This window comes from Pseudomonadota bacterium (genome assembly GCA_039193195.1).
Taxonomy (GTDB): Bacteria; Pseudomonadota; Gammaproteobacteria; order Steroidobacterales; family JBCBZW01; genus JBCBZW01.
Genome location: JBCCWS010000058.1, coordinates 1 through 24939, shown reverse-complemented (window position 1 = coordinate 24939; position 24939 = coordinate 1). Strand labels below are relative to the sequence as shown.

21 protein-coding genes are annotated in these 24939 nt (G+C 64.3%); 12 read left to right on the top strand and 9 right to left on the bottom strand.

What is annotated here, in order from left to right; genetic code table 11:
- Positions 1-35: 35 nt before the first annotated feature.
- From AAGA68_24810 to AAGA68_24800, 3 genes are all read right to left on the bottom strand, one after another.
- A complete protein-coding gene (locus tag AAGA68_24810; GenBank protein MEM9388296.1) occupies positions 36-188 on the bottom strand; it encodes a light-harvesting protein in 153 nt (50 codons plus the stop codon).
- 12 nt (positions 189-200) lie between these two features.
- Positions 201-356, bottom strand: coding sequence for a light-harvesting protein (locus AAGA68_24805; protein MEM9388295.1), 156 nt, complete (start codon positions 354-356; stop codon positions 201-203).
- A gap of 380 nt (positions 357-736) precedes the next feature.
- Entirely contained in the window at positions 737-2731 is a 1995-nt protein-coding gene (locus tag AAGA68_24800) for a M48 family metalloprotease (protein ID MEM9388294.1), read from the bottom strand.
- 239 nt (positions 2732-2970) lie between these two features.
- Here AAGA68_24800 and AAGA68_24795 point away from each other — a divergent pair, with 239 nt between their 5' ends.
- On the top strand, positions 2971-3540 hold the full coding sequence (locus AAGA68_24795; GenBank protein ID MEM9388293.1) for a DUF937 domain-containing protein: 570 nt from the start codon (positions 2971-2973) through the stop codon (positions 3538-3540).
- A 47-nt stretch (positions 3541-3587) separates the two neighbouring features.
- Here the strand turns inward: AAGA68_24795 and AAGA68_24790 are convergent, their stop codons facing one another.
- Positions 3588-4409: a sulfotransferase gene (locus AAGA68_24790; protein MEM9388292.1), complete on the bottom strand. Its 822-nt coding sequence runs from the start codon at positions 4407-4409 to the stop codon at positions 3588-3590.
- Between the two features lie 63 nt (positions 4410-4472).
- Here AAGA68_24790 and AAGA68_24785 point away from each other — a divergent pair, with 63 nt between their 5' ends.
- The 5 genes from AAGA68_24785 to AAGA68_24765 all read left to right on the top strand — a co-directional run bounded on the left by AAGA68_24785 (position 4473) and on the right by AAGA68_24765 (position 12335).
- Entirely contained in the window at positions 4473-5072 is a 600-nt protein-coding gene (locus AAGA68_24785; protein MEM9388291.1) for a TetR/AcrR family transcriptional regulator, read from the top strand.
- A gap of 94 nt (positions 5073-5166) precedes the next feature.
- Positions 5167-7551: an MMPL family transporter gene (locus AAGA68_24780; protein ID MEM9388290.1), complete on the top strand. Its 2385-nt coding sequence runs from the start codon at positions 5167-5169 to the stop codon at positions 7549-7551.
- Positions 7523-8371, top strand: a complete 849-nt coding sequence (locus AAGA68_24775) for an outer membrane lipoprotein-sorting protein (protein ID MEM9388289.1) — start codon at positions 7523-7525, stop codon at positions 8369-8371. Before AAGA68_24780 ends, AAGA68_24775 begins: the two co-directional genes overlap by 29 nt.
- Positions 8372-8377: 6 nt before the next feature.
- Positions 8378-9604, top strand: a complete 1227-nt coding sequence (locus AAGA68_24770; protein MEM9388288.1) for a hypothetical protein — start codon at positions 8378-8380, stop codon at positions 9602-9604.
- A 139-nt stretch (positions 9605-9743) separates the two neighbouring features.
- Positions 9744-12335: a hypothetical protein gene (locus AAGA68_24765; GenBank protein MEM9388287.1), complete on the top strand. Its 2592-nt coding sequence runs from the start codon at positions 9744-9746 to the stop codon at positions 12333-12335.
- Between the two features lie 23 nt (positions 12336-12358).
- Here the strand turns inward: AAGA68_24765 and AAGA68_24760 are convergent, their stop codons facing one another.
- Positions 12359-12790 carry a hypothetical protein gene (locus tag AAGA68_24760; protein ID MEM9388286.1) on the bottom strand — a complete coding sequence of 144 codons (432 nt, stop codon included), beginning with the start codon at positions 12788-12790 and terminating at the stop codon, positions 12359-12361.
- 223 nt (positions 12791-13013) lie between these two features.
- Here AAGA68_24760 and AAGA68_24755 point away from each other — a divergent pair, with 223 nt between their 5' ends.
- From AAGA68_24755 to AAGA68_24735, 5 genes are read left to right on the top strand one after another with little or no spacing between them, the layout of a single operon-like run.
- On the top strand, positions 13014-13448 hold the full coding sequence (locus AAGA68_24755) for a hypothetical protein (protein ID MEM9388285.1): 435 nt from the start codon (positions 13014-13016) through the stop codon (positions 13446-13448).
- A 51-nt stretch (positions 13449-13499) separates the two neighbouring features.
- Positions 13500-14321, top strand: a complete 822-nt coding sequence (locus tag AAGA68_24750) for a GNAT family N-acyltransferase (GenBank protein MEM9388284.1) — start codon at positions 13500-13502, stop codon at positions 14319-14321.
- An 8-nt stretch (positions 14322-14329) separates the two neighbouring features.
- Positions 14330-15091: a lysophospholipid acyltransferase family protein gene (locus tag AAGA68_24745; GenBank protein MEM9388283.1), complete on the top strand. Its 762-nt coding sequence runs from the start codon at positions 14330-14332 to the stop codon at positions 15089-15091.
- A complete protein-coding gene (locus tag AAGA68_24740; GenBank protein MEM9388282.1) occupies positions 15088-15642 on the top strand; it encodes a DinB family protein in 555 nt (184 codons plus the stop codon). The genes AAGA68_24745 and AAGA68_24740 overlap by 4 nt, the downstream gene beginning before the upstream one ends.
- A gap of 12 nt (positions 15643-15654) precedes the next feature.
- A complete protein-coding gene (locus tag AAGA68_24735) occupies positions 15655-18219 on the top strand; it encodes a VTT domain-containing protein (GenBank protein MEM9388281.1) in 2565 nt (854 codons plus the stop codon).
- On the opposite strand, the gene AAGA68_24730 is transcribed toward AAGA68_24735, so the two are convergent.
- The 3 genes from AAGA68_24730 to AAGA68_24720 form a co-directional block, all read right to left on the bottom strand.
- The gene (locus AAGA68_24730) at positions 18216-19388 is read right to left on the bottom strand and encodes a HupE/UreJ family protein (protein MEM9388280.1); all 1173 of its coding nucleotides are present in this window, start codon (positions 19386-19388) and stop codon (positions 18216-18218) included. The two genes, AAGA68_24735 and AAGA68_24730, sit on opposite strands and share 4 nt — an antisense overlap.
- A complete protein-coding gene (locus tag AAGA68_24725; GenBank protein MEM9388279.1) occupies positions 19357-20853 on the bottom strand; it encodes a DUF4331 domain-containing protein in 1497 nt (498 codons plus the stop codon). The genes AAGA68_24730 and AAGA68_24725 overlap by 32 nt, the downstream gene beginning before the upstream one ends.
- A gap of 74 nt (positions 20854-20927) precedes the next feature.
- The gene (locus AAGA68_24720) at positions 20928-22355 is read right to left on the bottom strand and encodes a hypothetical protein (protein ID MEM9388278.1); all 1428 of its coding nucleotides are present in this window, start codon (positions 22353-22355) and stop codon (positions 20928-20930) included.
- On the opposite strand from AAGA68_24720, the gene AAGA68_24715 reads away from it, so the two are divergent.
- Positions 22354-22716 carry an anti-sigma factor gene (locus AAGA68_24715; GenBank protein MEM9388277.1) on the top strand — a complete coding sequence of 121 codons (363 nt, stop codon included), beginning with the start codon at positions 22354-22356 and terminating at the stop codon, positions 22714-22716. The genes AAGA68_24720 and AAGA68_24715 overlap by 2 nt on opposite strands.
- Here the strand turns inward: AAGA68_24715 and AAGA68_24710 are convergent.
- Positions 22713-24503, bottom strand: a complete 1791-nt coding sequence (locus AAGA68_24710; GenBank protein MEM9388276.1) for an EAL domain-containing protein — start codon at positions 24501-24503, stop codon at positions 22713-22715. The genes AAGA68_24715 and AAGA68_24710 overlap by 4 nt on opposite strands.
- Between the last annotated feature and the right edge of the window lie 436 nt (positions 24504-24939).

The window sequence follows — 24939 nt, the reverse complement described above, 5'->3', positions numbered from 1 at the left end:
ACCCCTGGCACTCCATAGATGATAAAGCGCCGCTCTTAGGCGCCACCACCGCTGAAGAACGCGGCGAACCACTGCGTATTGTTAAGAATGGCGCTATGCACTATCAGTGAGACAGTTATTACGCCGCCCAGCAGCAAGGGCAAGCCGATGCCCGGGTTGACGACGGTCCACATTCTGCCGTTGTTCATGGATCGTTCTCCCTATGAGCCCAGCCACGGCGAGTAAACCGCCGCGAGGATATGGGCGAAAATGGAAATGGTCATGAACACGCGCGCTCCGTCAATGACCTGCTTATGCAGTTCTTCCGACTGCCGTATCGTGAGGCCAGTCGGGCCGACCCACTCTGAATCGCTCATTGCAATTAGCTCCCGATATCAAGATAGCTAGGCGAACTCTCGACAACGCCATCCGAGACGTCATCTTCACTTCGCGCTGCCCTGGAGCCAGATCTGCCGCCTCGCGAACACACCCCACCCGAGCACCGCACTATCTCCACACCACGGTGGAGACCTAACCGAAGACCCTCAAAAGAGAAATCGGTCCTGTGAAGCTACAAATGGGCTTAGGACATGTCAACGCTAGTTGACGCACTATATGACAATTATTGCTGACAGTCCAAGGAAGTGACGGCATCGCCCGATTTCTGTCGGTATTTTAGGAAGTTGCAACTCGCGATGGGCGAAAATCCAGATTCCAAGCAGCCCCTGTTCACTCGGGAAGGGCCATCAGCAGGGCCTCATTCAGGCTGTAAGGTAAGCCCTGGGACGCCTAGCAGGGCGTCCAAGCGGTCGAGTTCGCCAGCGCTGGGCTCGCCGTTGCGCACTGCTTCTACCAACAGCGACTGCGACGGAGGCAGATTCCTAAGCGCGCCCTCCACCAACGTTGCCGGCACGTCCGGGCGCGTCAGCGCACGGCGGGCGATCACGCGGCTCACGGCCCGGTGTCGGGTCAGAAGCGCGCCGCTGTGCCCATCCACCAGGTAGATATCTGATCGCCCCGCGCCGGCCACGTCTCTAAACAGGAAAGTCAGACTGCTGAGGGTCATGGCTCGGGCGAGCTGCCCCCAGCCGGCCACCGTTAAATCGACCTCCTGGAACACGAGGGCATCGGCCCCCAGCGCCCCCGCCAGCCCCACGGCCGCATCCCCGAATACATGGGGGTTGGCGGCACGCCTTCCCGGCCGTCCCTTCAGCACGCCGCGCATCGTGTTGAAGCGTTGTTCGGCGGCAAAGGTAAGTTCGCGGAGGACCGGGTCAACCTCCAGAGACTCCCGAGAGACCAGCCGCACCTCGTAGCCGGCGGCACGCAGACCGCTGGCCGCCTGGCGGGCGGCCCGACGCTCGTACTCCATCGCGACGGCCGGTTGCGCCAAATCCGTCCCTACTCGCCGCTCGAGCACGCTGACGCTAGGCGGAAGGACCACCACCTGTCGCGGCGGTCGGCGAACCACACCGTTAGCTTTACCGGCAAGACCCCGTGCGCGCGCCAAAATGGCGGCTGCATCGGGCGAACGCGGGCGCAAGCGTAGGTACCGGACAAAGGCGGCCGCTGCTGCTCGATCCTGAGAGCGCGACGCCAACACCTCCCCGAGACCACGCCACGCCGCGGCGTGGCTGGGGTCGAGGGCCAACGCTCGTCGATACTGCGACTCGGCCTCGGCCAAATGCCGCGCCAAGTTGATCTGTCCATCGCTACTGCGCAACGCCAGCTCGTAACGTTCACCGCGCGTGCGTCGACGCCTATCCTGCTGCAGCCGTCGGCGCTCCTTAGGCGTGAGCGCCCTGTTAGAGGAGCCTTCGAGCGGCCCCAAGGCCCGCCAGGCATCACCGGCGGCCACTCGGACGGCAGGATCGTCGGGCAACCGCTCCACGAGTGATGCGCTCAACTCGACGGCCGTCTGGAACTTGTTGGTCAACACGTAGTGCTGAACCGCTTGCACGGCGAGGGGCGCGACGAAGGCTGTGAACTGAGGGTCTGCGCGCGCTGCATCCGCACTCGCCGGTCCGGCTAAGTCCTGAAGCGTAGCGACCCGCTCGGCAAAGCTAGGGTGGCGTCGTCCCAAGCTGGGGCTGCGATTGCTCTGTCGCGAGGATGAGCGTGCCATTTGCTCGAATAGGGCGACCATGGCAGTCCCATCACGTCCCTGGCGCTGCAGCAGCTGGACACCCCACGTATCGGCCTCGCGCTCGAGGTCTCGGGAGTAGGAGGAAAGACTCAGACGGGTGACCGTACTGCGCGCAACATCGACGGCGTTGGTGTAGAGACCCGAGACCGGCCACAGCAAGCCCGTGACCACGGAGCCGCTGATCTCTCGCCGTTTGGCCACGCGCGAGCTCACTAGGGTGTGATGCCCCGCTGTATGCGCCAGCTCGTGCGCCAACAGCGCCTCCAGCTGCGCCTCGTTTTGCAGCCAGGCCAGGGTGCCCGTATGAACGTAGATGCTGCCATCGGCCAGGGCAAAGGCGTTGGGCGTTGGGTCGCGCAGCAAGAAGAAGCGGTACCGAATGTACGGGTCGGTCGCCGCGGGCGACAGGCGCGCACCCACCTGCTCGATCCAGCGCGCGTACGTTGCATCCTTCACGACCAAACCGAGCCGTTGGAACTCCTCGCCGAGGCGACGGGCCTGGTCCAGCAGCTCTTGCTGCTGCCGTGTCTCGAGCGGCATCGCTTCGTAGACGCCCCCAGGCGCCGCCCTGGGGCTACCCCCGACGATCGTGAGCGCGCCTACCATCAGAAGACTCAACAGCGGCAGAGAAATGCGGCGGCGAGGGCTTGCTGATCGGTTCAAGTCGCGGGGTCCAAGCTGCGCAAGGGGAGCGCAAATGTAGCATGCGGCCGCAGGCGCCAGAGCGCCGCCGGTGGCCACGTCGCGGGCTCCTGCTACCATCGTTCACGCGGCGATTATGGAGTTGCCTGGGCGTAGCCGCGTAGACTCCACGACCTACTCGTTAGACTAAGGAGTCATTCCGAATGAGCCTGCTAAAGCAATTGCTCGAAAGCCAGGGCGGCGCCCTGGTCAGCCAGCTTGCCGCGCAACACGGCATCGACGAACGCCAGGTCAGCGGTGCCCTCGGGCAGCTGCTCCCGGCACTGTCCGGCGGCCTGAAGGCACGGGCGAGCGCTGATGACGGTGCCCTCGACGGCTTGCTCGGCGCCATCTCCCGTGGCGAGCACCGACAGTTCGCCGAGGATGCCAACGCGATCGCGGGCGACACGGTGGTCGACCAAGGCAACGCCATCTTGGGTCAGCTCCTCGGCAGCAAAGACACGAGCCGAGCGGTGGCCGCGCAGGTGGCAGGCAAGACCGGTATCGACGTCACGGCGGTCAAGCGCATGCTGCCCCAGGTGGCGGCCATGGCGATGGGCGCCCTCGCCTCGCAGAATGCGGGCAGCAGCGCGGATCAGCTGCGCTCCGGCCTATCGCAAGGTAACCAGGGCGGTCGCCAGCAGGCACTCGGTGGGCTGGCGAGCTTGCTTGACGCGGACGGAGACGGCTCCGTGGCGGACGAGCTGTTCGGCATGGCAAAGCGATTCTTCTAGATCGCTGAGCTTCGCAGGTGCGGCTGCGTGCGAAGCGCCGCGCCTGCTCACTCCTCCTCCAGGAACTGCGCGTAGTGCGTTCCCGCCAAGGTGGCGGCCACTTCGGTGTAGTTGCCAACGATGTGGGCAAGCGGCGCACGATTGACTTGCTTGTGCGGTGAGTGCAACGGCAGCGACCGATTCACCTTGAGGAAACCAAGCATTCGCTGCGACTGGGTCTGCTGGTCTGCAACGAACTGCTCGTACTCCACTTCGAGGCGCTCGAACGCGCCGCTTGTTGCCGTCGCCCAGAAACGATTCTCCGCAGCCACCTTCTCGAGCTCTTGCAGAAGCGTCGCGATCGGTAGGGTGATCTTGACCGCGGGTAGCGCGGTGCGGGCATGGAACTGGCCCCGTGCCAGGGCCGTGCGGCGTGACACGAGCACGCGTAGCAGATTCTTGCGGATCACGTGAATGACCCGATACCCCCGTCGACGCAGTTGCGGCAACAGCATCGAATATTCGTAGGGTACGCGCCTGACGTGCGATCGCATCAACTTGAAGCCAATGGCCTCGACCCCCATTTCCGCACGCCCGAGGGTGGCGTTCATGAAGCTTGCCACCTGGGCGCCACGCCACGCGTAGTGACCGAGCTGGCGCAGCGCGCTTGAGCTCCGGTAGGCGTGGTAGCCGTCGCTCTTGCCATAACTGCGCGCAAACAGCTCGCCGCGGCAATCCACCTGCGGATGACTGTCAAGGCACTGGCGTAGGTAGGTGGTGCCACTGCGCTGGGTACCGACGACGACGAAGCGAAGCGGTCGCTGTACGTCATCGCAGCGTGGGTCTGGTCGGTGAAGCGCCTGGGCGGATCGGGTAGTGTGGGAAACCATAGTGGTAAGAGATCGGGAGGATGCCTAGCGCATCGGGACCCGCGGAAGACTAGTGCACAGACCATGAGCGACGCCAGCAACAACTGCTCCTTGCGCGATCACGTGATCGACACCGCCACGACCCTGTTCTGGCGCCATGGCTACGATGGCGTGTCCGTTGGCGATCTCGTCGAGGCGACCGGTGCCAATCGCTACGCCCTGTACCACGCCTTCGGGGACAAGCGCGGCGTCTACCTCGCGGTCCTACAACGCTATATCGACGACGCCACCGCGATGATCGATGAGTTCCTAAAGCGGCCAGACGCCGACCCGATCGACGCAATCCGCGACGCCGTGATCGCTAAGATGCTAGACCCGGAGATGTTCCCCGCCGGCTGCCTCATGTGCACGACTGCAGTCGATATGGCCGCTCGCGACGAGGACGTTGCGGCCATTATGCAGCAGTGCAACGGCAGGATCGGCGATGCCTTCAACCGTGCCTGGGAGCAGGCCCAGCGCGACCAGAAGGTGAGCGTGGACATCACGCCGACGGCCTTCGCCGAGCTCGCGCACGCCCTGTATTTCTCGACCGGACTGCAGGCGCGGATGGGCCGCAGCCGGGAGGATCTGCTCGCCGCCCTCGAGAGCGTTTGCGACGCGCTGCGCCTGAAGTCCAGGGCCTAATCCCCTCCCTCCTAGAACCGCTTGCGCCAGAATGATCGTTCTAGTAAGGTTCGCCTCGCCTTAGAATGGTCATTCTGACCGCAGGAGACGCCCCATGGCTGACGCCCCTCAGGCCGCACGCACCGCTGTCGACCGCTTTGCGGTGCGATTTACCGAATCGGTCATCCGCCACCGCTGGCTGGTCATCCTCGCAGCCGTGCTCGCCGCGGTGGGTATCGCCTCCCAAGCCCAGCACCTGAGCTTCGGCACCAACTATCGGGTGTTCTTCTCCAAAGTGAACCCCGAGCTCGCGGCCTTCGAGGCGTTTCAGGCCACTTACACGAAGAACGACAACATCTTCTTCTTCATCGACCCGCAGAATGAAGATGGTGTGTTCAACGAGCGAGTAATGTCCGCGGTCGCAGCGCTTACGGAGGGGGGTTGGCAGCTGCCCTACTCAATCCGAGTCGACAGCGTGACAAACTTCCAGTACACGCGGGCGGAGGAAGACGATCTCATCGTCGAGGACCTGGTCGGTGATCCGACGGCACTAAGCGCCGAGCAATGGGCGCAAAAGCGCGAGATCGCCCTTACGGAGCCCCTACTCGCCGGTCAGGTGGTGAGCCGCGACGGGCGTCGCACAGCTGTTAACGTCGTCATTCAGTACCCAGGCAAGAGCAACGCGGAGACGCCGGCGGTCGCGCAGGCCGCCCGAGCGTTGCGCGACCAGGTTTCCGCCGACTTTCCCGGCTTGGACATCCGCCTAACTGGCGTCGGCATGCTCAACGTCTCCTTCGCAGAGAGCGGGCAGCGCGACTACTCCACGCTCGTGCCGGGAATGTTCGGCCTAGTGCTACTTCTTACCCTAGTCACCGTGCGATCGCTGAGCGTGACCTTGGCAGTATTCGGCGTCATTGTGCTCTCCTTGATGGTGACCCTAGGCGCCGGTGGCATGATGCGCGTCGCGCTGACACCCATCTCCCTCTCGTCGGCGATCGTGGTCCTCACCTTGGCCGTCGCCGACTCGATCCATATCCTCCTCACGATGCGCGGCAACGTGCGCCGCGGCATGGGCAAACGGGACGCCTTAGTGGATGCGCTGCGGATCAACTTCCTCGCCGTGGGAATCACCTCGGTTACGACCATGGCAGGCTTCCTCGCGCTCAACTCCTCCGACTCCCCGCCATTCTGGCACCTCGGCAACATGTCCGCTGCTGGGATCGGCGCAGCCTGGTTGCTCTCGATCACCCTGCTGCCCGCACTCGTCAGCCTGCTGCCCTTCAACGCTCCGCGTCGCGAAGCGCGCGCCAACCCCAGCGAAAGCACAATGGGTAAGCTCGCTGACGTCATCCTAGCCCGTCGTAACCTTCTGGCCTGCCTCTGCCTAGCAGGCGCGTTAGGTCTCGTGCTGATGCTTCCCAGGATGGAGGTCAACGACCAGTGGACCCAGTACTTCGACGAGCGAATCCCCTTCCGACCCGCCAGCGATCTGGCGACAGAGCACTTCGGCCTATACCCGATAGAGTACTCGGTGGAGGCTGGCGGGCCCGGGGGCGTGTCGGACCCGGCCTACCTGCAGCGCTTGGACGCCTTCGCCGAATGGCTCAAGACCCGCGACGAGGTAGCCCACACCTACTCCATATCCGACATCATGAAGCGCCTGAACAAGAACCTGCACGGTGACGATGAGAGTTGGTATCGGCTGCCTGATGATCGGGAGCTATCGGCCCAGTACCTGCTGCTGTACGAGCTGTCACTGCCCTACGGGCTGGACCTTAACGATCGTATCAACATAGACAAGTCCGCAAGCCGGGTGACCGCCACGCTCGGCAACGTGAGTACTGCGGACACGAAGGCCTTCCTGCGCGACGCCAACGCCTGGTTGGATGCCAACTACCCTGCTGACCTCAAACCCACGCCCACGTCCGCTAACGTCATGTTCACTTATATCACTGATCGCAACGTGGATCAGATGATCCGCGGGACGATCCTGGCGATCGCAGCGATCTCCCTGATCATGATTGTGACCTTCCGCCATATCCGGCTCGGTCTGCTCAGCCTGGTACCGAACACGCTGCCTATCCTCAGCGCCTTCGGCGCCTGGGCCGCGCTGGTCGGCGAAGTGGGGTTCTCGATCGCGGTCGTGGCGGCGATCAGCCTTGGGATCGTGGTGGACGATACGGTCCATTTAATGACCAAGTACCTACGCGCCCGCCGCGAGAAGTCGCTCACGCCCCCTGCGGCCGTGCGCTACGCCTTTGTCACCGTGGGGCCTGCGATCATCGTCAACACGATCATCCTCTCCGTTGGATTCGCCCTGCTCATGTTCTCGACCTTCAAAGTTACCGTGGACATGGGCTTGCTCACGATGCTGTCGATCCTATTTGCGCTGGTCTTGGATCTGCTGTTCCTACCCGCCCTACTGATTTGGACCGATCGCCATCCCCAACCCATCAACGAAGGAGATAGCCATGCTGCGCATGAAACCGCTCTCGCCTGAGCATGGAGAACGTCATCTGGTCCTAGTGGCGCTTGCCCTAGGGGCCCTAACGGGCTCACTCCCGATCGCCGCCCAGGACACGGATGTCAACGCGACTGACCCGCTGGAGAGAGGCTTCGCCCTCGCCGCACGTGTCGATCGCAGTGACCGCGGTTTCGGCAGTTCGCGCGTATCGGCGAAGATGATTTTGCGCAATGCGGCCGGCCAGGAGACCAGCCGACAGCTCGCCTTCCGCACCCTCGAGCGAGAGACCGAAGAGGTAGGCGATAAGTCTCTGGTGATCTTCGAGACGCCACGCGACGTAGAGGGCACCGCCCTGCTCAGCCACGCTAAGATCCTGGACCCGGACGATCAGTGGCTGTACCTGCCCGCGTTAAAGCGCGTCAAACGCATCAGTTCGGCCAACAAATCCGGCCCCTTCGTGGGCTCGGAGTTCGCCTTCGAGGACTTCACCTCCACGGAGCTGAACAAGTACACCTACCGTTACCTTGAGAGTACGCAGCTCGATGGCATGGCAGTGGACGTGGTCGAGTGCACGCCGCGCTACGAAAATTCAGGCTATACGCGCCTCAAGTGCTACTACGACCAGGACATCTACCAAACCCGTCGCATCGAGTTCTTCGATCGCAAGAACTCGCTCTTGAAGACCCTCGACATCACGGACTACCGGGATTATGACGGCGTCTGGCGAGCACACCGCATGCACATGGTGAACCACCAGACGAACAAGGAGACGGACATCGTCTACGATGACTTCAACTTCTCCGTCGCCTACGACGACGGTGACTTCGTCAAGGGCGTATTGAACCGAATCCGCTAGTCCGCGATGACCCATTCCTCGACAGGCGTTGCGATCGTTGCCTGCATTCTGAGCGCCGGCTCCAGTCACTGCGGCTGGGCCAGCGAGTGGGATATCGGCGCAGACATCGCGGCCGAGCTTCGCAGCTTCGCCGAGTCACCGCGCTTCGCGGATCAACTGGAGCACTTCCAGCCCTCGACAGCGATTAACTTGGAACTGCGGTGGGACTCGCAAGACCGCCGGCACCAGTTCGTGGTGGCGCCGTTCGTGCGCCTCGACGCGCAGGACTCTCGGCGTACCCACGTCGACCTGCGAGAGGGCTACTATCGCTACGCGGGAGACAGTTTCGACCTTCAGGTTGGTGCCGCCAAGGTCTTCTGGGGCGTAACGGAGAGTCGTCATCTCGTGGACATCGTCAACCAAACCGACGGCGTGGAGGACATCGACGAGGAGGACAAGCTCGGCCAACCAATGGTCAAGCTATCCCTGCTTCGAGAATGGGGCCAGGTGGATCTGTTAGCGCTTCCCGTATTCCGCGAACGCACCTTCCCGGGTCGGGATGGCCGCCTGCGCTTCGATCCGGTGATCTCCGTGAACGATGCCGTGTTCGGCAGCGGGGGCGACACCGAAGCCGACCACACGGACTTCGCCCTGCGCTACTCCCACTACTTCGGTAACGTCGATCTGGGCCTGAGCTTCTTCAATGGGACCTCGCGAGAGCCAAACTTCACCTTCGGCGCCAACCCGCAAACCGGCGCGCCTACGATCACGCCGGTTTACGCCGACATCCGCCAGGTTGGCATCGATGCCCAGTACACGGCCGAGGCCTGGCTATGGAAGTTCGAAGGTATCGTGCGCGAAGGACAGGGCGATACCTTCGCCGCTACGGTAGTGGGTTTCGAATACACGCGCTACGGGGTTACCAAGACCGGCGCCGATCTGGGCTTGCTGATGGAGCACCAGTACGACGGCCGCGACTTCCCGGCGGCGCCCGTCACCGTGCAGGACAACGATCTGTTCTACGGCGCCCGCCTCGCCCTTAACGATACGCAAGATACGAGCATCCTGGCCGGCGCCATCACGGACCTCGAGGATGGCACCACCAGCGCCTCGATCGAGGCGGAGCGACGCTTCGGGCAGGTCTGGACCGGCGAACTTGAAGCGCGCTTATTCCTCGCCGTCGACAGGAACAACCTCATCGACGCCTTCGCCCGCGACAGCTTCGTGACGCTGCGCCTCACGCGCTACTTCTAAGCACCGACCGCTGCCCCACGCCACGCTGCAACAGCACATGATCGTCCCGCACGGGCGAGCACGCCCGCGCGCTTGCACCCCCTAGGTCGCCCCAGTAGCCTGGAAGTCCAGCACTCGACGACGACCTGTGGGGGTTTCAATGGATCTGAACGCCGTCGTCCGCCTTTCGCGGATTCGCTCCTCAGTCACGCGCCTGGTGGTCCTACTTGCGGCGGGGCTGTTCGGCGGGGGCGCTACAGCGTCCAGCTTTGTGGCCTTCGAATCGGGGCAAGTCCGGCCCCTAGCGCGTTCGGCGGATGGCAACTTCCTCTACGCCGCCAACACGCCGGACAACCGCCTCGCGGTGCTGCGCGCGGCGCCGAACCGACTGATTCAAATCGCCAGCGTGCCGGTGGGCCTAGAACCGGTCGCCGTGGGCGTACGAGCGAACGATGAGATCTGGGTGGTCAATCACCTCTCCGACACGGTGAGTATCGTGCGTCGCGCCGCAGGCGGTTTCCGCGTGGTCCGATCCCTTGCTGTGGGCGATGAGCCGCGGGATGTCGTCTTCGCCGGCCCCGACGGTCGCTACGCCTTCATCACCACGGCCCATCGCAGTCTGCAGCGAGAGAACGAGACGGGCAACGCGGATATCTGGGTGTTCGATACGCAAGAGCTCGGTGCGGACGCTGCGGGTACGCCGATCGCGGTATTGAACCTGTTCACCGACGTACCCCGAGCCCTAGCCGTCTCGCCCGATGGCGACACGGTCTACGCCGCGGGCTTCATGACCGGCAACCAAACCACGGTGATCCCGCGCGGTCGCGTCGCCGGCGAACTGCCTCCGCCAGACACGAACATCGAAGGCATCGATGCGCCGGACACTGCTCTTATCGTGCGCTTCGACGGCGAGCGCTGGCTCGACGGGGCCGCGATCGACCGCAGCGATAAGGTCAACTACTCGGTCACCGATCGTGATGTCTTTGCCATCGACGCCAGCGGGCCGACGCCGACTGTCACAGACGTCTACGAGGGGGTCGGCACTACCCTGTTCAACATTGCCGTACACCCAGCGACTGGGGAGCTCTTCGTGTCCAACTTCGAATCGCTCAACGAGGTGCGCTTCGAAGGCCCGGGGGAGTTTGGCGGCAGCACCGTTCGCGGGCATTTCGCCGAGAGTCGCATCACGGTGATCAACCCGTCGGACGGCACCGTCCAGCCGCGTCACCTAAACAAGCACATCGACTACGAGAGCTTCCCCGGCACACCGCAGGAGCGGGCGGCGAGCCTGGCGCAACCGACGGACATGGTAATCAGCGCGGATGGCAGGCGCTTGTACGTGGCCGCTTTCGGCTCGTCGAAGGTGGGGCTGTTCTCCACCGATCAGCTGCGCGCGGACAGCTTCGTACCGCGACCGACCCGCCACATTGAGGTCGGCGGCGGCCCCAGCGGCCTGGTCCTCGACGAGACCCGCCGGCGCCTCCATGTACTGACCCGCTTCAGCAACTCCATCGCCACCGTAGACCTGACCAGCGGACAGGTCATCTCCCGTACGCCGCTATTCAATCCAGAGCCTGCCAGCATCGTCGAAGGCCGGCGCTTTCTGTACGACGCTCGCTACACCTCGAGCCGCGGCGACTCCTCGTGCGCCGGTTGCCACATCTACGGGGACAAGGACGAGCTGGCCTGGGATCTAGGTGATCCGGACGCGCTGGTTCTAGCCAACCCCAATCCCCTTCACCGAGACCCGCTGCCGGGACAGTCGATCGACTTCCATCCGATGAAGGGCCCCATGACCACCCAGAGCCTGCGCGGCATGGCCAACAACGGTCCCATGCACTGGCGCGGTGATCGCACCGGCGGCAACGACCCAACCAGCGGCGACCCGCTGGATGCCAACGCTGCCTTCCTGGCCTTCAACGTGGCCTTTGAGGGCCTCCTAGGCCGAACAGCGCCACTCACGGACACGGAAATGCAGGCCTTTGCGGACTTCGCCCTGCAGCTGTTCTACCCGCCCAACCCCCTGCGCTCCCTCGACAACTTCCTCGACCCTGACCAGTCCTTCGGGCGCACGATCTTCCTCAACAAGATCACCTCACCGGAAGGTGACGACCGCTGCAACGACTGCCATCAGGTCAGCCCCGAAGAGGGCAAGTTCGGCACCACCGCCAACTCCGTGGTGCGCGAGGGTCAGGCCTTCAAGATCCCTCACCTTAGAAATTTATACACTAAGGTGAGTGCGCCGGAGCTCGTCGCCCCGCCGCAGGCAGAGCGCTTCCGCGGCTTCGGCTTCCGCAACACCGGCGAGACACAGACACTGGTGCAATTCATGGCCAGCTTCGACGTCGGCACCAACCAAGAGCGCGCTCAGGTGGCCCAGTACCTGCAGGTGATCGAGACCGAGTTGGCGCCCGTGGTTGGTGAGCAGGTCACCGTGAGCGCCGAGCTGACTACCGATCCAAAGCTCGACCTGATGGTGGAGCGTGCTCTCGAGGACGGCCTAATTGCCGAGTGCGATCTGGTGGTGAAAGGGCAGCTCGGCGGAGTAGCCCGCGGTTGGTGGTTGCAACCGTCAGGGGAGTACCGCAGCGACCGGGCAGCAGAGCCACTGCTCGGCCAGGAGGACCTGCTGGCCCTGGCGGATGTGGTGGGTCAGGAACTGACCTTCACCTGTGTGCCGCCAGGCTCCGGGGAGCGGATCGGCATCGATCGCGACGCCGACGGCATCCTCGACGGCGACGAGGCCGCTTGAGGCAGGACGCCGCGCGGCCATAATTAGTCCCCAGGACTAGCGACCGCCACGGCACACTCGATGAGTGCATCTCCGTCATGGCGAGCACACGCCATCAGCGCTGCGCGTACCTCAGCAAAGCTCTCGGGCACCGGGAGCTGCGCCTCCTCACGCACGCAGACCTCGGTGCGATACACCGGGTAGGCGGCCCGATCGAGCGGTGCCTCGCTGAATACATCGTCGATGATCTCGTGCAGCACTCGAGCGATGGTCACCTCAGGTGAATCGCCGATCAGCGCGGCGCGGGTCGGTAAGGCGGCACGCAGCTGCTCGGCGCTTTGCCCGGCCGCCCGATTGGCGACGGCACTTGAGGCGGCCTTGTAGACCGTCGCGCAAAGCGGCGACACCTCGGACTGGGCGGCGACCCCGCTCATGCCTAGGGCGAGCGCGCCTAGCGCCATCGACCGGCTCATCATCTTGCTGATTCGCTCCACCACGACTTAGATCCCCCACACTTTGCGCGCGAGCGAAAACCCGATCTCAACTGCCTTGAGACATGGAGTTATGTCTAATTCGCGCCTAACTCGGTAACTTCTACGCCCCGCGGGCCAACTCATCGTGCCAAGGCGAAGTCTACCCTGCACTTCCGTGTAGACTTCGCTGCGATCGATTTGCTCCGCTGCCAAGGAGGCGGCCGCCGTGCTCAAGAAAGCTCTGCCCTGGGTGCTCGCCATCGTACCGGCGATCGTCTTCCTGCAAACCCTGCCGTTTAAGTTCACTGGCCACCCGATGACCCAGCACATCTTCAGCACCATCGGCGACTGGTTCTCGAGCTTGGGGCTTGCCCCGCTCGACACCTTCTTCACCCACGCGGGGGCCTACGTGATCGGCGCCTTTGAGGCACTTGCTGCCATCGCCTTGCTAATTCCGTCGAGGCGACACTACGGTGCTCTCCTCGGCACGGCGCTGCTCGCCGGCGCCATCTTCTTCCACATCGCCACCCCCCTTGGGATCGCCGTGCAGTTTCCAGGTGAAGATGCGCCCGATAGCAGCTTGTTTCTGCTCGCTGTCGCTGCCTTCGCTTGCTGCTTGACGCTGGTCCTGATGAACGTGCGGCGCTTTCGAGGTGAGTGAGGTGGGAAACCCCTTGTTGCCAACACCAGGTTCGGGAGTCGGCTAGCAGTCATGAGTGCTCCCATAGATCCCGCCGGCGTCGATAGCTACCCGCGCCACCGCGATGCCATGCCGCCGACGCGCCAACGCTCTGGTCGCTACACCTTGCGCTTCGCCCAGGATCAGCACGATTTGGATCGCATCACCAAGCTTCGCTTTGAGGTGTTCAACCTAGAGATCGGCGAGGGCTTGCGCAGTGCCTGGGAGCGCTGTCGCGACGAGGATGAGTTCGACCCCCATTGCCATCACCTCATGGTCACCACCGGCGCGGACAAGCAGGGCGAGGAGGAAGTGGTCGGCACGTACCGAATGCAGACCTTCGCCATGGCGCATAGCGGGCGGGGCTTCTACTCGGACGACGAGTTCGACCTCTCGGCCCTAGAGCCTATCCTCCCGCAAGCGGTAGAGCTCGGTCGCGCCTGCATCGCGCGCGAACACCGCAACCAACGCGTGTTGTTCCTGCTCTGGCGAGGGCTCGCTGCGTACGTGAGCGCCAACGACATGCGCTACTTCTTCGGCTGCTGCTCCCTCACGGGCCAAGACCCGGTGGAGGCGAACAAGGTGCACGAGCACCTGATCGAGACGGGCAGTCAGCACGCCGATTGGCAGGCGCCCACCCGGCCCGCCTACCGCGTCCCCACGGTGTCGAAGCAGGCCCCAGCGGCACGCGATGGGGCGGTGGAGATTCCGCCGCTGATGCAACTCTACCTAGACTACGGCGCGCGCATCGTCAGTCCACCGGCAATCGATAGCCGCTTCAACACGATCGACTTCCTCGCCCTGTTCGACGTGGCGAGCTTGAATCAGCGCGTACGCCGCATGTTCTTCGAGTAGACACACACGTGCGTCGCGCCCTGATGTCCCTGCGCCTAGCCGCGCTGATCGTGGTCACCGCCGTGCTGTACGCAGTGCGCTGCTTGGGGATGCCCCTGCGCTCGAGGGCGCCCCGGGCGGCTCGCGCCTGGCGCGACCTGGTCATGGGTTGGTGGGCGCACGCGGTGACGCGCTTGATCGGCCTTCGCCCGAGCGTCTGCGGTCCGCTGCCGAAACCGCCGTTCGTGCTGGTGACCAATCACCTGGGCTACGTGGATATCTTTCTGCTGGCGCGCTACCTGAGCGGCGTCTTCGTGGCCAAGGCAGACCTCGCGCGCTGGCCCCTGGCAGGCGGCATCATCGCATCGATGGACACGATATTCGTCGAGCGCGAGCGCAAGCGCGATGTCGTGCGGGTCAATGCTTGCATTGCCCAGGCACTCGATGACGGCGAAGGCGTCATCCTATTCCCGGAGGGCACGAGCAGCGCAGGCGATCAGGTACTGCCCCTGATGCCCTCGCTACTGAGCGTGCCTGCGAGCCGCGAGACACCCGTGTGGTACGCCGGAATTCGCTACGAGACACCCGCCGGTGAAGCCCCACCGGGGGAGGTGGTGAGCTGGTGGGGAGATGATGAGTTCGTGCCGCACCTGCTACGCTTGCTGCAGGTGCCGCATTTCGTCGCTCGCCTGCGCTTTGCCGAGCACCCAATCCTCGGGAACGATCGAAAGAAACTTGCAGGTGAGCTGCACGCAGGCATCAGTGCCCAGTGCGCGGCTCAACCAACGTGAAGACGAGCTACGTGACCAACACTCAGCATTTGATTCGCGATAACGTTGCCTTCCTGCGCCAGGGGATCGCCCTGCTGCGGGCGCTCAGCGATGAGCACTATTGCCGCGCTCGTCCGCCTCTCTACGAGAGCAACGTGGGCGCTCACTTTCGCCACGTTTACGACCACTACCAACAGCTTCTCGCCGGCCTTGAAGGCGGTCGGGTCGACTACGACCATCGGCAGCGGGACCCGCACATGGCCGCCGATCGCTCGCTGGCAATCGCGCACCTCACCGAACTGATCGCTCATCTGGAGCGGCTCGCAAGCGATCCGCCCTCCGCTGCCCTCGGCATTAGACTCAGCTCCAGCGCCTCCTCGCGCGATGAAGAGATCGAGACACCGAGCACCCTTGCGAGGGAGCTGCAGTTCCTGGTCAGTCACACCGTGCATCATTACGCCCTAATCGCCTTCATCCTGCGCAGTGAGGGCCTGGAGATCCCGCGAGGGTTCGGCGTCTCGCCGTCGACCCTGGAGTATCAAGACGGGCAGGCACGTCACGCGGCCTGCTGAGCTGCGGGTGCCGTGATCGCCCGACTCGCGCTGCTGTGGGTGGCCCTGACGCTGCTCAGCCATGGATGGCTCCTAGCACAGGCACCCGCGCCCTCCTCAAAGGGCACTGTGGACCTCTCGCCACCTTGCGAGGCGACGCTGCCGGCGAACACCATCGACGGCGATGGGCGGGCCGCTGGGCTCCCTCCTCCTTCGCTCGCGAGCACTGCCGTGGGCGACTCCGCAACCGCTCCGACCCCCGTTCTGCTGCTCTCGCCAAGCCCATCCGCGAGCCACCTCTGGGCCAGCGCTCTGGGCCGTGAGCACACCGTGCTACACCCGGACCTCACCCACGCGGACGCGGATGGCCTGGCCGCCTGTTTGCGCGCGCGAGGGATCCCTGCGGTAGATCTGATCAGCGTAGGCCAGGCTGCCCCCATGGCAGGCGCATTGGCCGCCCGACACCCGGAGCTCGTGCGCTCCGTGCAGTGGATAGCACCCCGCGGTATCGCCCAACTCGAGGGCATCGGCGAGCATCACCTGAACGAAGCGGCGCGCACCGCCGAACGCTGGCTGGTCGAAGCCGCCCGCTGGGGAACACCTCACTTTGGCGTATTGGATAGGGTGTCTCGACAGCTGACGCTACTTGCAAACCTACGCTCGACCCGTTCGCCAGAGGAGCTCGCCGGTGAGCTACGCGCCGTCGCCGCACCTGCCCAGGTGCTAATCGGTGCATTGGACGACGACCGAGCCCAAGCCCGAGTAAGCGAATATGAGCGCTTGGTGGCGCACGCAGATCGGGCAACGATTGCTGGGATCGCCCTAGGTACCAGCGCCGACGCTGAGCCCGAGGCAGCGCTGGTGGGGGCACTCCGCCGCTTTGTGCTTGCGAGCAGCACATCGTCGGACCTAATGCCTGCGACGCCCGAACGCCTGCGAGCGGCCGCGGCCCCATTCGACTGGAGCCGCGTACCACCGGTCGACGGTCAGCAGCTGCTCGCTCTGCTCGTTTTGCTGATGTTGGCTACCTACGTCACCGAAGATCTCACGTGCATTACTGCTGGCTTGCTGGTCGCCCGGGGCGTACTTGGGTTCTGGCCCGCCACCTTCGCCTGCCTATTGGGAATATTCACTGGCGACCTTGCCCTGTACTTCGTCGGCCGCGCCCTCGGCCGCCCGGCGCTCAAGCGCAGACCATTGCGCTGGCTCTTGACGCCGTCGCAGCTGACACACAGTGAAACCTGGTTCGAGCGGCGCGGCCCCGCGGTCATCCTCTTGAGTCGCCTCGTGCCTGGATCGCGCGTTCCCTGCTACGTTGCCGCCGGTGTGCTCGGCATGCCCTTCGCGCGCTTCGCCGCTTACTTCGCCCTTGCCGCCACCCTGTGGACGCCGCTGCTAGTAGGGCTGGCGTGGCGCGTGGGCGAAAGCGCCGTGCGTTGGATCGAGATGTGGGGCGCGTGGGGCGTACCGATCAGCATCGCCGCCCTTGGAGCGTTGTACCTAGGGGTTCGTACGACCACGAGCTTAGCTACCCATCGGGGTCGGCGCTTGCTCTACGCGGCTTGGCAACGAGGGCTGCGCTGGGAGTTCTGGCCACCTTGGCTGTTCTACCCTCCTATCGTGCTGTACATCCTCTTCCTCGGCCTACGCCATCGAGGACTCACGGTGTTCACCGCCGCCAACCCAGCCATGCCCGCTGGCGGCTTCGTCGGCGAATCAAAGGCGGATATCCTCAATGGACTCGGGGTCGATCATCCTCACGCCCTGCCCGCCGCCCTGCTACCCGATGGCGAGGCATCGGCCCGAGCCGCCTTCGTCGAGCGCTTCGCCGAAGAGCACTCCCTAGAGTTCCCGCTGGTGTTGAAGCCAGACGCCGGCGAGCGCGGGCGCGATGTGGCGATCCTGCACAATCAGCAAGCCGTGCTCGAGTATCTGATGGAGCACCCGCTGCCTACGCTCGTGCAGGCCTTCGCCCCCGGCCACGAGTTCGGCGTTTTCTACTATCGCCATCCGAACGAGAGCCGCGGACACATCCTCGCCATCACGGACAAACGACCCGTACACATCACGGGTGACGGTAAGCGTCGCCTCGAAACGCTGATCCTCGATCACCCACGCGCCGTGTTCATGGCGCCGCACTTCCTAAAGGCGCACGCGAAGCGACTGGATGAGATCCCGGACCCCGGCGAAGAGGTCGCGTTAGTGGAGGTAGGCACGCACTGTCTCGGCTGCCTGTTCCTCGATGGCAGCGCGCTGCACACGCCCGCTTTAGAGCGGGCTATCGACGCCTTGAGTCAGCGCTATGATGGCTTCTACTTCGGCCGCTACGACATCCGCACCCCGTCCTTGACGGATTTCGCTGACGGCCACAACTTCAAGGTGATCGAGTTAAACGGCGTGACCTCAGAGGCGACGAGCATCTACGATCCGGGCAACAGCCTGCTGGAGGCTTACCGCGTGCTCATGCGCCAATGGCGCTTGGCTTTCGAGATCGGTGTCGCCAACCGCGCCCGCGGTAAACGGCCAACTTCTATCGCCGAGCTCATGGCGATGGTGCGGGCTGCCCGCACGGCAGCCCGCATGCCACCCCCGGCCTAGAGACCGAGCAGGGGCGTGATTCGCTCTACCAACCACGCCGCCCCGAGCGCTGCGATGGCTACGGAGCCCACGCACATTGCCGGTCGACGCCAAGCGGACTGCTCGACGGGGATACCGAGGCGTGCCCACGGCGCCACAGCCACCAGGAGCACGACCAGCACGATGGCCAGCTGCCCGAGCTCCACCCCGACGTTGAAGGCGAGCAAGCTGAGGATCAGGGTGCTGCCCGACAAGCCCGTCTCGCCTAGGGCACCGGCAAAGCCGAGCCCGTGCAACAGGCCGAAGCCAAACGCCATCGCGAGACCGGGTAAGGGTGACGCGCGCCAGAGATTCGCCAGAGCGGCAACCACCACGGACAGAGCGATGCTGCTCTCAACGAGGCGATCGGGCAAAGCCACCCAGCCGAAGGTCGCTGACAACAGCGTCATCGAGTGCGCGATGCTGAAGGCGGTTACCAAGCGCGCAACGGCCAGCGTGGTGGTGCGGCGAGAGCCGCGGCGCAGGCTCATCAGGAGCGGCAGCAGCAGCACGCCGAGGAAGGCCAGATGGTCGAACCCGCCCCAGATGTGGCGCGCCCCATCCAGCATCCAGTAAGCCAGGCTGTGGTCCATACCCGCCTGCGAAATGGGGGTGATCGCCAGCACGATCTGCGCATGCTCTCTGTCGAGGATGGCCCAAGGGGCCAGACTGGTCCCCTCCGCGCCTGAGCCCACGAAGACCAACTGACGATGGCCTCGCGGTAGCGCCTCCAGCAAGTCTACCCGTAAGGTCATCTCATCGAAGTCCGCGGGCACCTTGTAATGCGCCTCCCAAGCCACCTGATCCGCCTCGTCGGCGATCGAATTCGCCTGGCTTGCGTGGAGAGCCCTTCCACCAACGCTGACTGTCTCGAAGGGTCGAGGCAGGCGCTCGGGTGCCACCGCCGCCAATTCCGCAGCGTTGAAGCGATAGCGCAGCGTCACGTGATCGCCCGCCTGGCCTAGGGTCACGGAGCTCAGCCCCGCTTCGTGGCCGGAGGCTCCCATCGCTGCCAGCAGAAACAGGCACAGCAACAGCCAACGGGCACCGCCTGCGCCGACACGGCGGCCGGGTGCGTGAGACTCACACCCGACCTCCGTGCTAGCGCAGAGCGCAGGCTCAGCGCGTACCACGGCCACTGGTACGCCCATTCTGCGGCGTGGACTCGTAGGGGAACACCTTGTTGAAACCCGTGTCGTTGCCGTTGACGTTGTCACCAGCCACCTGGATGAACAGGGGCAAGCTGCGCAGATCGCTCAGCAGCGCCGATACGGCGATGTCTACAACGTCATCCCCGAAGCGACGCCCATTCGGCCACCCGCCGGGCACCAGGCCACCGTTACCAAAAGGGTCTTGGATCTGACTCTGCACGACATCGTCACCGAAGATCGAGAGGGCAGAGAACCCTTCATCATCCGGGTTCAGCGGATCGTGAGGGCCATTACCGGCTAGGCGCACCGCCGGCGTCGAAAGATCCACCTTGATGAGATCGGGGATGTAGATGCCCGCGATGTCCGTGCGTTCCGTTTCCACCGCTTCCTCCAGGCCTGTGCCCGGCACGACGAGGGCGTTGAGCAGCGCCGCGAGTTCAGGCGTCAGGGCGTAGGTCGAGAACAACTCCGCATCGCGCTGCGGTGTCGTGCGGCTGTACAGATCGGAATCAGCGATCGCTACCAGACCTTCGTTGAACAGAGGATTGCCCTGGCGTGCCACCTGCACGAAGCGCCCTTGCTGTACATCGGGCACGATCTGCGGATCGCTGCTGAGGACGTTGAAGCGGCGGCGACTGGTGGTCGCGTGAACGCCTACTAGCTGTAGATCGTCTTCCACGATATCCGCCAAAGGTATCTCCAGCGCGATCAGGTGGATGTTGAAGCCCGCCTGCGCATCCACGCCGGGGTTGCGCAGCTGAAGCAGATCGAACACGGCCTGGATGTCACCGAAGAAGCCGTCATCACGCTGGCCGGCGAAGGCACGGTAGCCGCGTTCGAGCGACACAACGCTCTGCTGAGTGTATCGATCGAGCTCCTCGAGAGTGCCCACGCCGTTCTTCGCCGGGTTCTCTCCGTTGTCGCCCTGATTGTAGAACGGCGTCGCGACGCCCTGATTGTTCGGCGGGACAAGACCGCCGCCGAGGGTCACGATGTCATTAGCACGCTGGTTGCCGCCGCGGCGGTCGATGCGCGTCACCGTGTAGTCCTGAGTGAGGTTCTGGGCCTCATCGTCGACGTTTTCAACGATGCCCAGATACGACTGCAGCACGGTGCTCTCGTTCTTGAAACGGGTAGTGAAGTCGAACACGTAGGAGATGCTGGTGCGCCCGGCCGCCACGTCCTCGCCAAGCGATAGGTTCAGCGAGTATCGGACATCGTCGTCGAAGTTGTACTTGTGCGGACCGATCCCGGCAAACTCGAAGGGGTAGGTGGCCAGTGCCACGACGAGTCGTTTCTGCGCGTCTCGCTCCGTGACGAACGCGTAAACGTCCGTCGTGTTTGCCGCCGGATCAAGAGTGATCAGCGGTGCGTCCATGTGGCTGGATGCCAGGGCGGTGCCCGTGGCGCCCGCGAGCGCTACAGTCAGCGCCGCAGCGAGTCCAGTGCGTACGAATTTCCTCATTGGGTAAGTCCCCTTGCTATTTCTGTTGAATCGTCCCGACCACTCGGTGGAACGCAGGAACCAAGCGCCCGAGACTACGGGCGGCGATTGGCTTCGATCTCTGCCCGCGCCACCGAGTGCTGGCGGGTCTGCAGTCGATCAAAGAGGAGGCGCTCCGAAGGGAGCAGCATGTGTTCGTAGGTGCGCGCGCAAGACCACTGCTTGGCGAGGCGCCGAGCCTTGCCTAGACGTTCACTGAGCAGAGCCCCGTGCAGGCAGGCGCGTGCCTCACGGATTTCAAAGGCGTCCGCCTCGTCGGCGTAGCGCGAAGCGCGCTCTAGGTCAGAGGCTTGAAGAGCCGCAAAGGCGGCGGCGTAGAGGGTCAGCGGGTCGCGCCGCGCGGTGAGCTCCGCCTCCGCCAGCGCAAGGGCTCGCTCGACATCTCGCCCATGGGTGGCGAGAAAGAGCGCTTGCGTGCGGCGGTCGACGAGCGAACTCAGCAAGGCCTGTTCCTGCACGCGGGTGACTTCACCTGCTTCGCGCAGCGCGTCGACTAAGGCCCATCGATGGGCGGGCAGCTCGCTCGCCTCCGCGGCTCGGCGCAAGTAAGGCGAGGCCGCACTTGCCTCGCCGGCGCTTAGCAATATTCGACCGCGAAGGTAATCGGCGGATGGAAGACGGGCGTTGAGCGCCGTAAGTGCGTCAAGGGTACGCAGGGCGGCGGCCTGGTCAGCCAGTTGCCACTGCAGCTCGGCGAGGCGCACTGCGACCGCGCCGAGCACATGGGGGTCGCCGGTGCGCAAGCTGTTTACGGCGCGTGTGAGCATCTCCCGCGCGCCCATCACATCACCCAGCATCCAGCGCAGCTCACCCGCGCGCTGGTAAGCCTGCGGTCCGGGGCGCAGGTCGGCCAAACGCTGGTAGGCGATGCGAGCGCCCTCCAGCTTGCCCACGTCCAGAAGTACATCGCCTAGCAAGCCGTGGTCGTACCAGTGCCCGCGCGTGGCCACCAGCGCGCGTGCCATCCGCTCCGCCTCATGAAAACGATGCTGCTGGTGATAGGCATGGCCCAGGAGCAGTTCGGCTGGGTGACTTCGTGATGGCGCGGCCAAGGCCTGTAGGCAACCCCCCGCCTGTTCCGCCAAAGTAAGAAACCCCTCGTCTTGGTGGACTCGCGATGCGCTTACGTAGGCCCAACCAAGACGCTCGATCCAAGCTGTGTATCGCTTCGTGTTAGGTGAAGGTTGATCGATCGCTTCCCGCTGGTACTGGCGGATCTGCGCATCGACGGGTGCATCCCCCCGGTGTGGGACGAGGGCCACGGCGCAGTCCACCGGGACTGGCTCGGTCGCCGCGCCGCGGATTGCCCCGGGCGTTGAGATCGGTGCGCGTGTACACGCCCCCAAGATGCCGACGAACAGCAGTGCTAGCAGCACCAAGGCGCCCCCGTGACGGCGCTCGACGCGCCGCGGCACGACGGTACGAAACCGTCCGCAAGGGAATGGGAGCATCGAGATGCGCATGAGAACTCTCCTGCTTGGCGACTGTCCTCCTTCTACGGTCGAGTCTGGGCTGCGGATGCACTTGAGCGACTTTGGTGGAGCGGCTACGGTCTGGTCGACATCGCCCCACCTGGGCCGGCGGCGCTACTCACCGACCAGGTCTTACGAACTCTGGATGTTGCCGGCGGATGGTGTGCCGGTCTCACTTGGTCGCCCACCGGGCTTGGGCGCACTGCGCGCCAAGCTCAGCTCCGTCGCGCTAGAGGCAGTAGTACGGTCCGCGAAGCTGGCGGTCGGCACGGAGCCCCCTGGGCGATCCCCCACCGAGCAATCCACTGGGGATGTCGTGTTGCTGGCGCCGTTGGCGCAGGCAGAGACCTAGCCGGCCCGTCGTTCGCTGTCTGCGCGTGCCTGCGCTGGCCGCTCCCGTGGAGTGCCCGACCGCTCGGGGCTGGTGTGCCCAGCTTGGGAAGCTCGCGCGAGTATCCAAGGGGTGAGTTCGTTGGCCGGCATCGGCGGCGCAAAGTAGTGGCCCTGGGCCACATCACATCCGTAGTCACAGAGGCACTGCCAGGCATCTTCGTCCTCGACGCCCTCCGCCACCACGGACAGACCGAGGTTGTGACCGAGATCGACGGTGGAACGAACGATCGTGGCGAGACGAGGGTCCTTGCCGATGTCCCTGACGAAGGCTCGATCGACCTTCAGTTCGTGCACGGGTAGCTGCATCAGGTACGCCAGGGACGAGTAGCCTGTGCCATAGTCATCGATCGCGAGCTTCACGCCAAGCGAGGCGAGTTCCTCCAGTACCGCGAGCGCGCGCTGGGGCTCGCTCATAAAGCCACTCTCGGTGATCTCCAGGCACAGGGCGCGCGGTGGCAGCCGATACACGCGCAACAGCTCCCCCACTCGGGCGGCCAGATCGTCGCTTAGAAGATCCCGCGTCGACACGTTGACGGCGACACGAAGCGTCAACCCCTCCGCGCGCCATTCGGCACACTGCTTCAACCCTGCCTCGATCGCCCACAGGGTCAGCTCCTTGATGTATCCGGTCTGCTCTGCGAAGGGAATGAACGCGTCCGGGGGAATCAGTCCACGCTCGGGGTGTATCCAGCGCATGAGTGCCTCGACAGAGCGCACCGACTCGCTGCGCACCGACACCTTGGGCTGGAAGAAGAGTGTGAGCTGCCCCTGCTCCATCGCCTCTCGCAAGTCCGAAAGGAGTGATAGCTGAGACTTCTGTCGGTCCAGCTCAGGTGCGTATTCCACCACCATGATGTGGTCCCGCTTGGACGCATACATGGCCTGCTCCGCACTGCGCATTAGGGTCAGCGCCTCCGTGCCGTGCTCCGGCGCCCTCGCCACACCTATACTGACCCCCACATCGAGCGATTGACCGTCGTACCAAAAGGGTTGGCGCAGCAGTCCACTCACCTCGCGCGCCACCGCAATCGCACGTTCTCTACGGCCATCATGGAGCAGGATCGCAAACTCATCTCCGCCCAAGCGGGCCAGCACATCTTCATCGTTCAGCACGGCCCGCAGGCGCTCGCCCACCTGCTGCAGCACGTAGTCACCCACCTCATGTCCCAAGGTGTCGTTGACGACCTTGAACCTATCGAGATCCATACTGAGCACAGCCCGCGGGGCGCCCATGACCGCGGCCTCGCCCAGAAGTGTTTGCAACCGGTGCTGAAAGCGTGAGCGGTTGGCAAGCCCGGTCAGCGTGTCGTTGTACGCCAACTGCAACACCTCTCCCTCGCGCTTGATGATCGCTCGGCGCATGGCGTCTAAGGTGCGCGCGAGGGCACCGAGCTCGTCGCGCCGACTCGAGCGGATGGGGGTGCGGTACTGGCCTCGCTGCAGGCGCAGGGCGCTGCGCGTAAGTTCACGCAAGGGACGGGTGATGGAGCGCGCCAGCATCTGCACGGCGAGCACACAGGCCAGTAGCCCGGCCACAGCCCCTAGGAAGAATGCCCTGGGCAAATCAAGCCCCGTGTCGGGTCCCTCGCCCGTGATGGTCGGCTCCAGGGTGCTCAGGTCACCGCTCACCAGCACCAGGAGGTTGGTCGCTTGAACGAGCACCACCACGGCCACGATCGTCACCGCGACGCGCAAGCGCAAACCGGCGGCTAGGGAGCGAGGGCGACGGTTAGCAGCACGAGACACGGATCGGTGACATCCTGGCGGTGAGGGCAGGTGAGCGAGCACTGTACGAGAGGATGATGTCGCCGGCCACGGCACAGGTCACTGTGGCACCGGCCCCATCGCGCCAACATGCCCGTCGATCCAGCGATCTGTGACGCTCCTACGACCTCGCCGGGGGCTTGCTCGATGGCACCGTGATCCGGGTCACACGGAGCGTTTAACGGTGGTTTACATCCACCGCGAAACTGACCCCCTGCGACGGGTCAAAGGTCAACGTCTCGTCGCTCGGCACGTTGTTGAGCATGGCGGATTACACCCTAGCAGCCCGTTGAAAATTGGCTAGCAGCATCAGCTTGACCAATGCGCACCAGCCAATCTGTGTCTGTTAGGGACAGTTGTCGCCGATGACCAGCCCAACTGAGCGTATCGCCACCAGGTTTGGTAGCGGCGCCCCTGT

What these genes read in the sequence shown, in the direction of transcription:
- AAGA68_24805 (MEM9388295.1), bottom strand. Translation starts at nt 356, where the DNA reads ATGAGCGATTCAGAGTGGGTCGGCCCGACTGGCCTCACGATACGGCAG.
- AAGA68_24720 (MEM9388278.1), bottom strand. Translation starts at nt 22,355, where the DNA reads ATGCGCATCTCGATGCTCCCATTCCCTTGCGGACGGTTTCGTACCGTC.
- AAGA68_24810 (MEM9388296.1), bottom strand. Translation starts at nt 188, where the DNA reads ATGAACAACGGCAGAATGTGGACCGTCGTCAACCCGGGCATCGGCTTG.
- AAGA68_24785 (MEM9388291.1), top strand. Translation starts at nt 4,473, where the DNA reads ATGAGCGACGCCAGCAACAACTGCTCCTTGCGCGATCACGTGATCGAC.
- AAGA68_24725 (MEM9388279.1), bottom strand. Translation starts at nt 20,853, where the DNA reads ATGAGGAAATTCGTACGCACTGGACTCGCTGCGGCGCTGACTGTAGCG.
- AAGA68_24715 (MEM9388277.1), top strand. Translation starts at nt 22,354, where the DNA reads ATGAGAACTCTCCTGCTTGGCGACTGTCCTCCTTCTACGGTCGAGTCT.
- AAGA68_24760 (MEM9388286.1), bottom strand. Translation starts at nt 12,790, where the DNA reads ATGATGAGCCGGTCGATGGCGCTAGGCGCGCTCGCCCTAGGCATGAGC.
- AAGA68_24775 (MEM9388289.1), top strand. Translation starts at nt 7,523, where the DNA reads ATGCTGCGCATGAAACCGCTCTCGCCTGAGCATGGAGAACGTCATCTG.
- AAGA68_24790 (MEM9388292.1), bottom strand. Translation starts at nt 4,409, where the DNA reads ATGGTTTCCCACACTACCCGATCCGCCCAGGCGCTTCACCGACCAGAC.
- AAGA68_24750 (MEM9388284.1), top strand. Translation starts at nt 13,500, where the DNA reads ATGAGTGCTCCCATAGATCCCGCCGGCGTCGATAGCTACCCGCGCCAC.
- AAGA68_24765 (MEM9388287.1), top strand. Translation starts at nt 9,744, where the DNA reads ATGGATCTGAACGCCGTCGTCCGCCTTTCGCGGATTCGCTCCTCAGTC.
- AAGA68_24730 (MEM9388280.1), bottom strand. Translation starts at nt 19,388, where the DNA reads ATGGGCGTACCAGTGGCCGTGGTACGCGCTGAGCCTGCGCTCTGCGCT.
- AAGA68_24800 (MEM9388294.1), bottom strand. Translation starts at nt 2,731, where the DNA reads ATGGTAGGCGCGCTCACGATCGTCGGGGGTAGCCCCAGGGCGGCGCCT.
- AAGA68_24770 (MEM9388288.1), top strand. Translation starts at nt 8,378, where the DNA reads ATGACCCATTCCTCGACAGGCGTTGCGATCGTTGCCTGCATTCTGAGC.
- AAGA68_24795 (MEM9388293.1), top strand. Translation starts at nt 2,971, where the DNA reads ATGAGCCTGCTAAAGCAATTGCTCGAAAGCCAGGGCGGCGCCCTGGTC.
- AAGA68_24780 (MEM9388290.1), top strand. Translation starts at nt 5,167, where the DNA reads ATGGCTGACGCCCCTCAGGCCGCACGCACCGCTGTCGACCGCTTTGCG.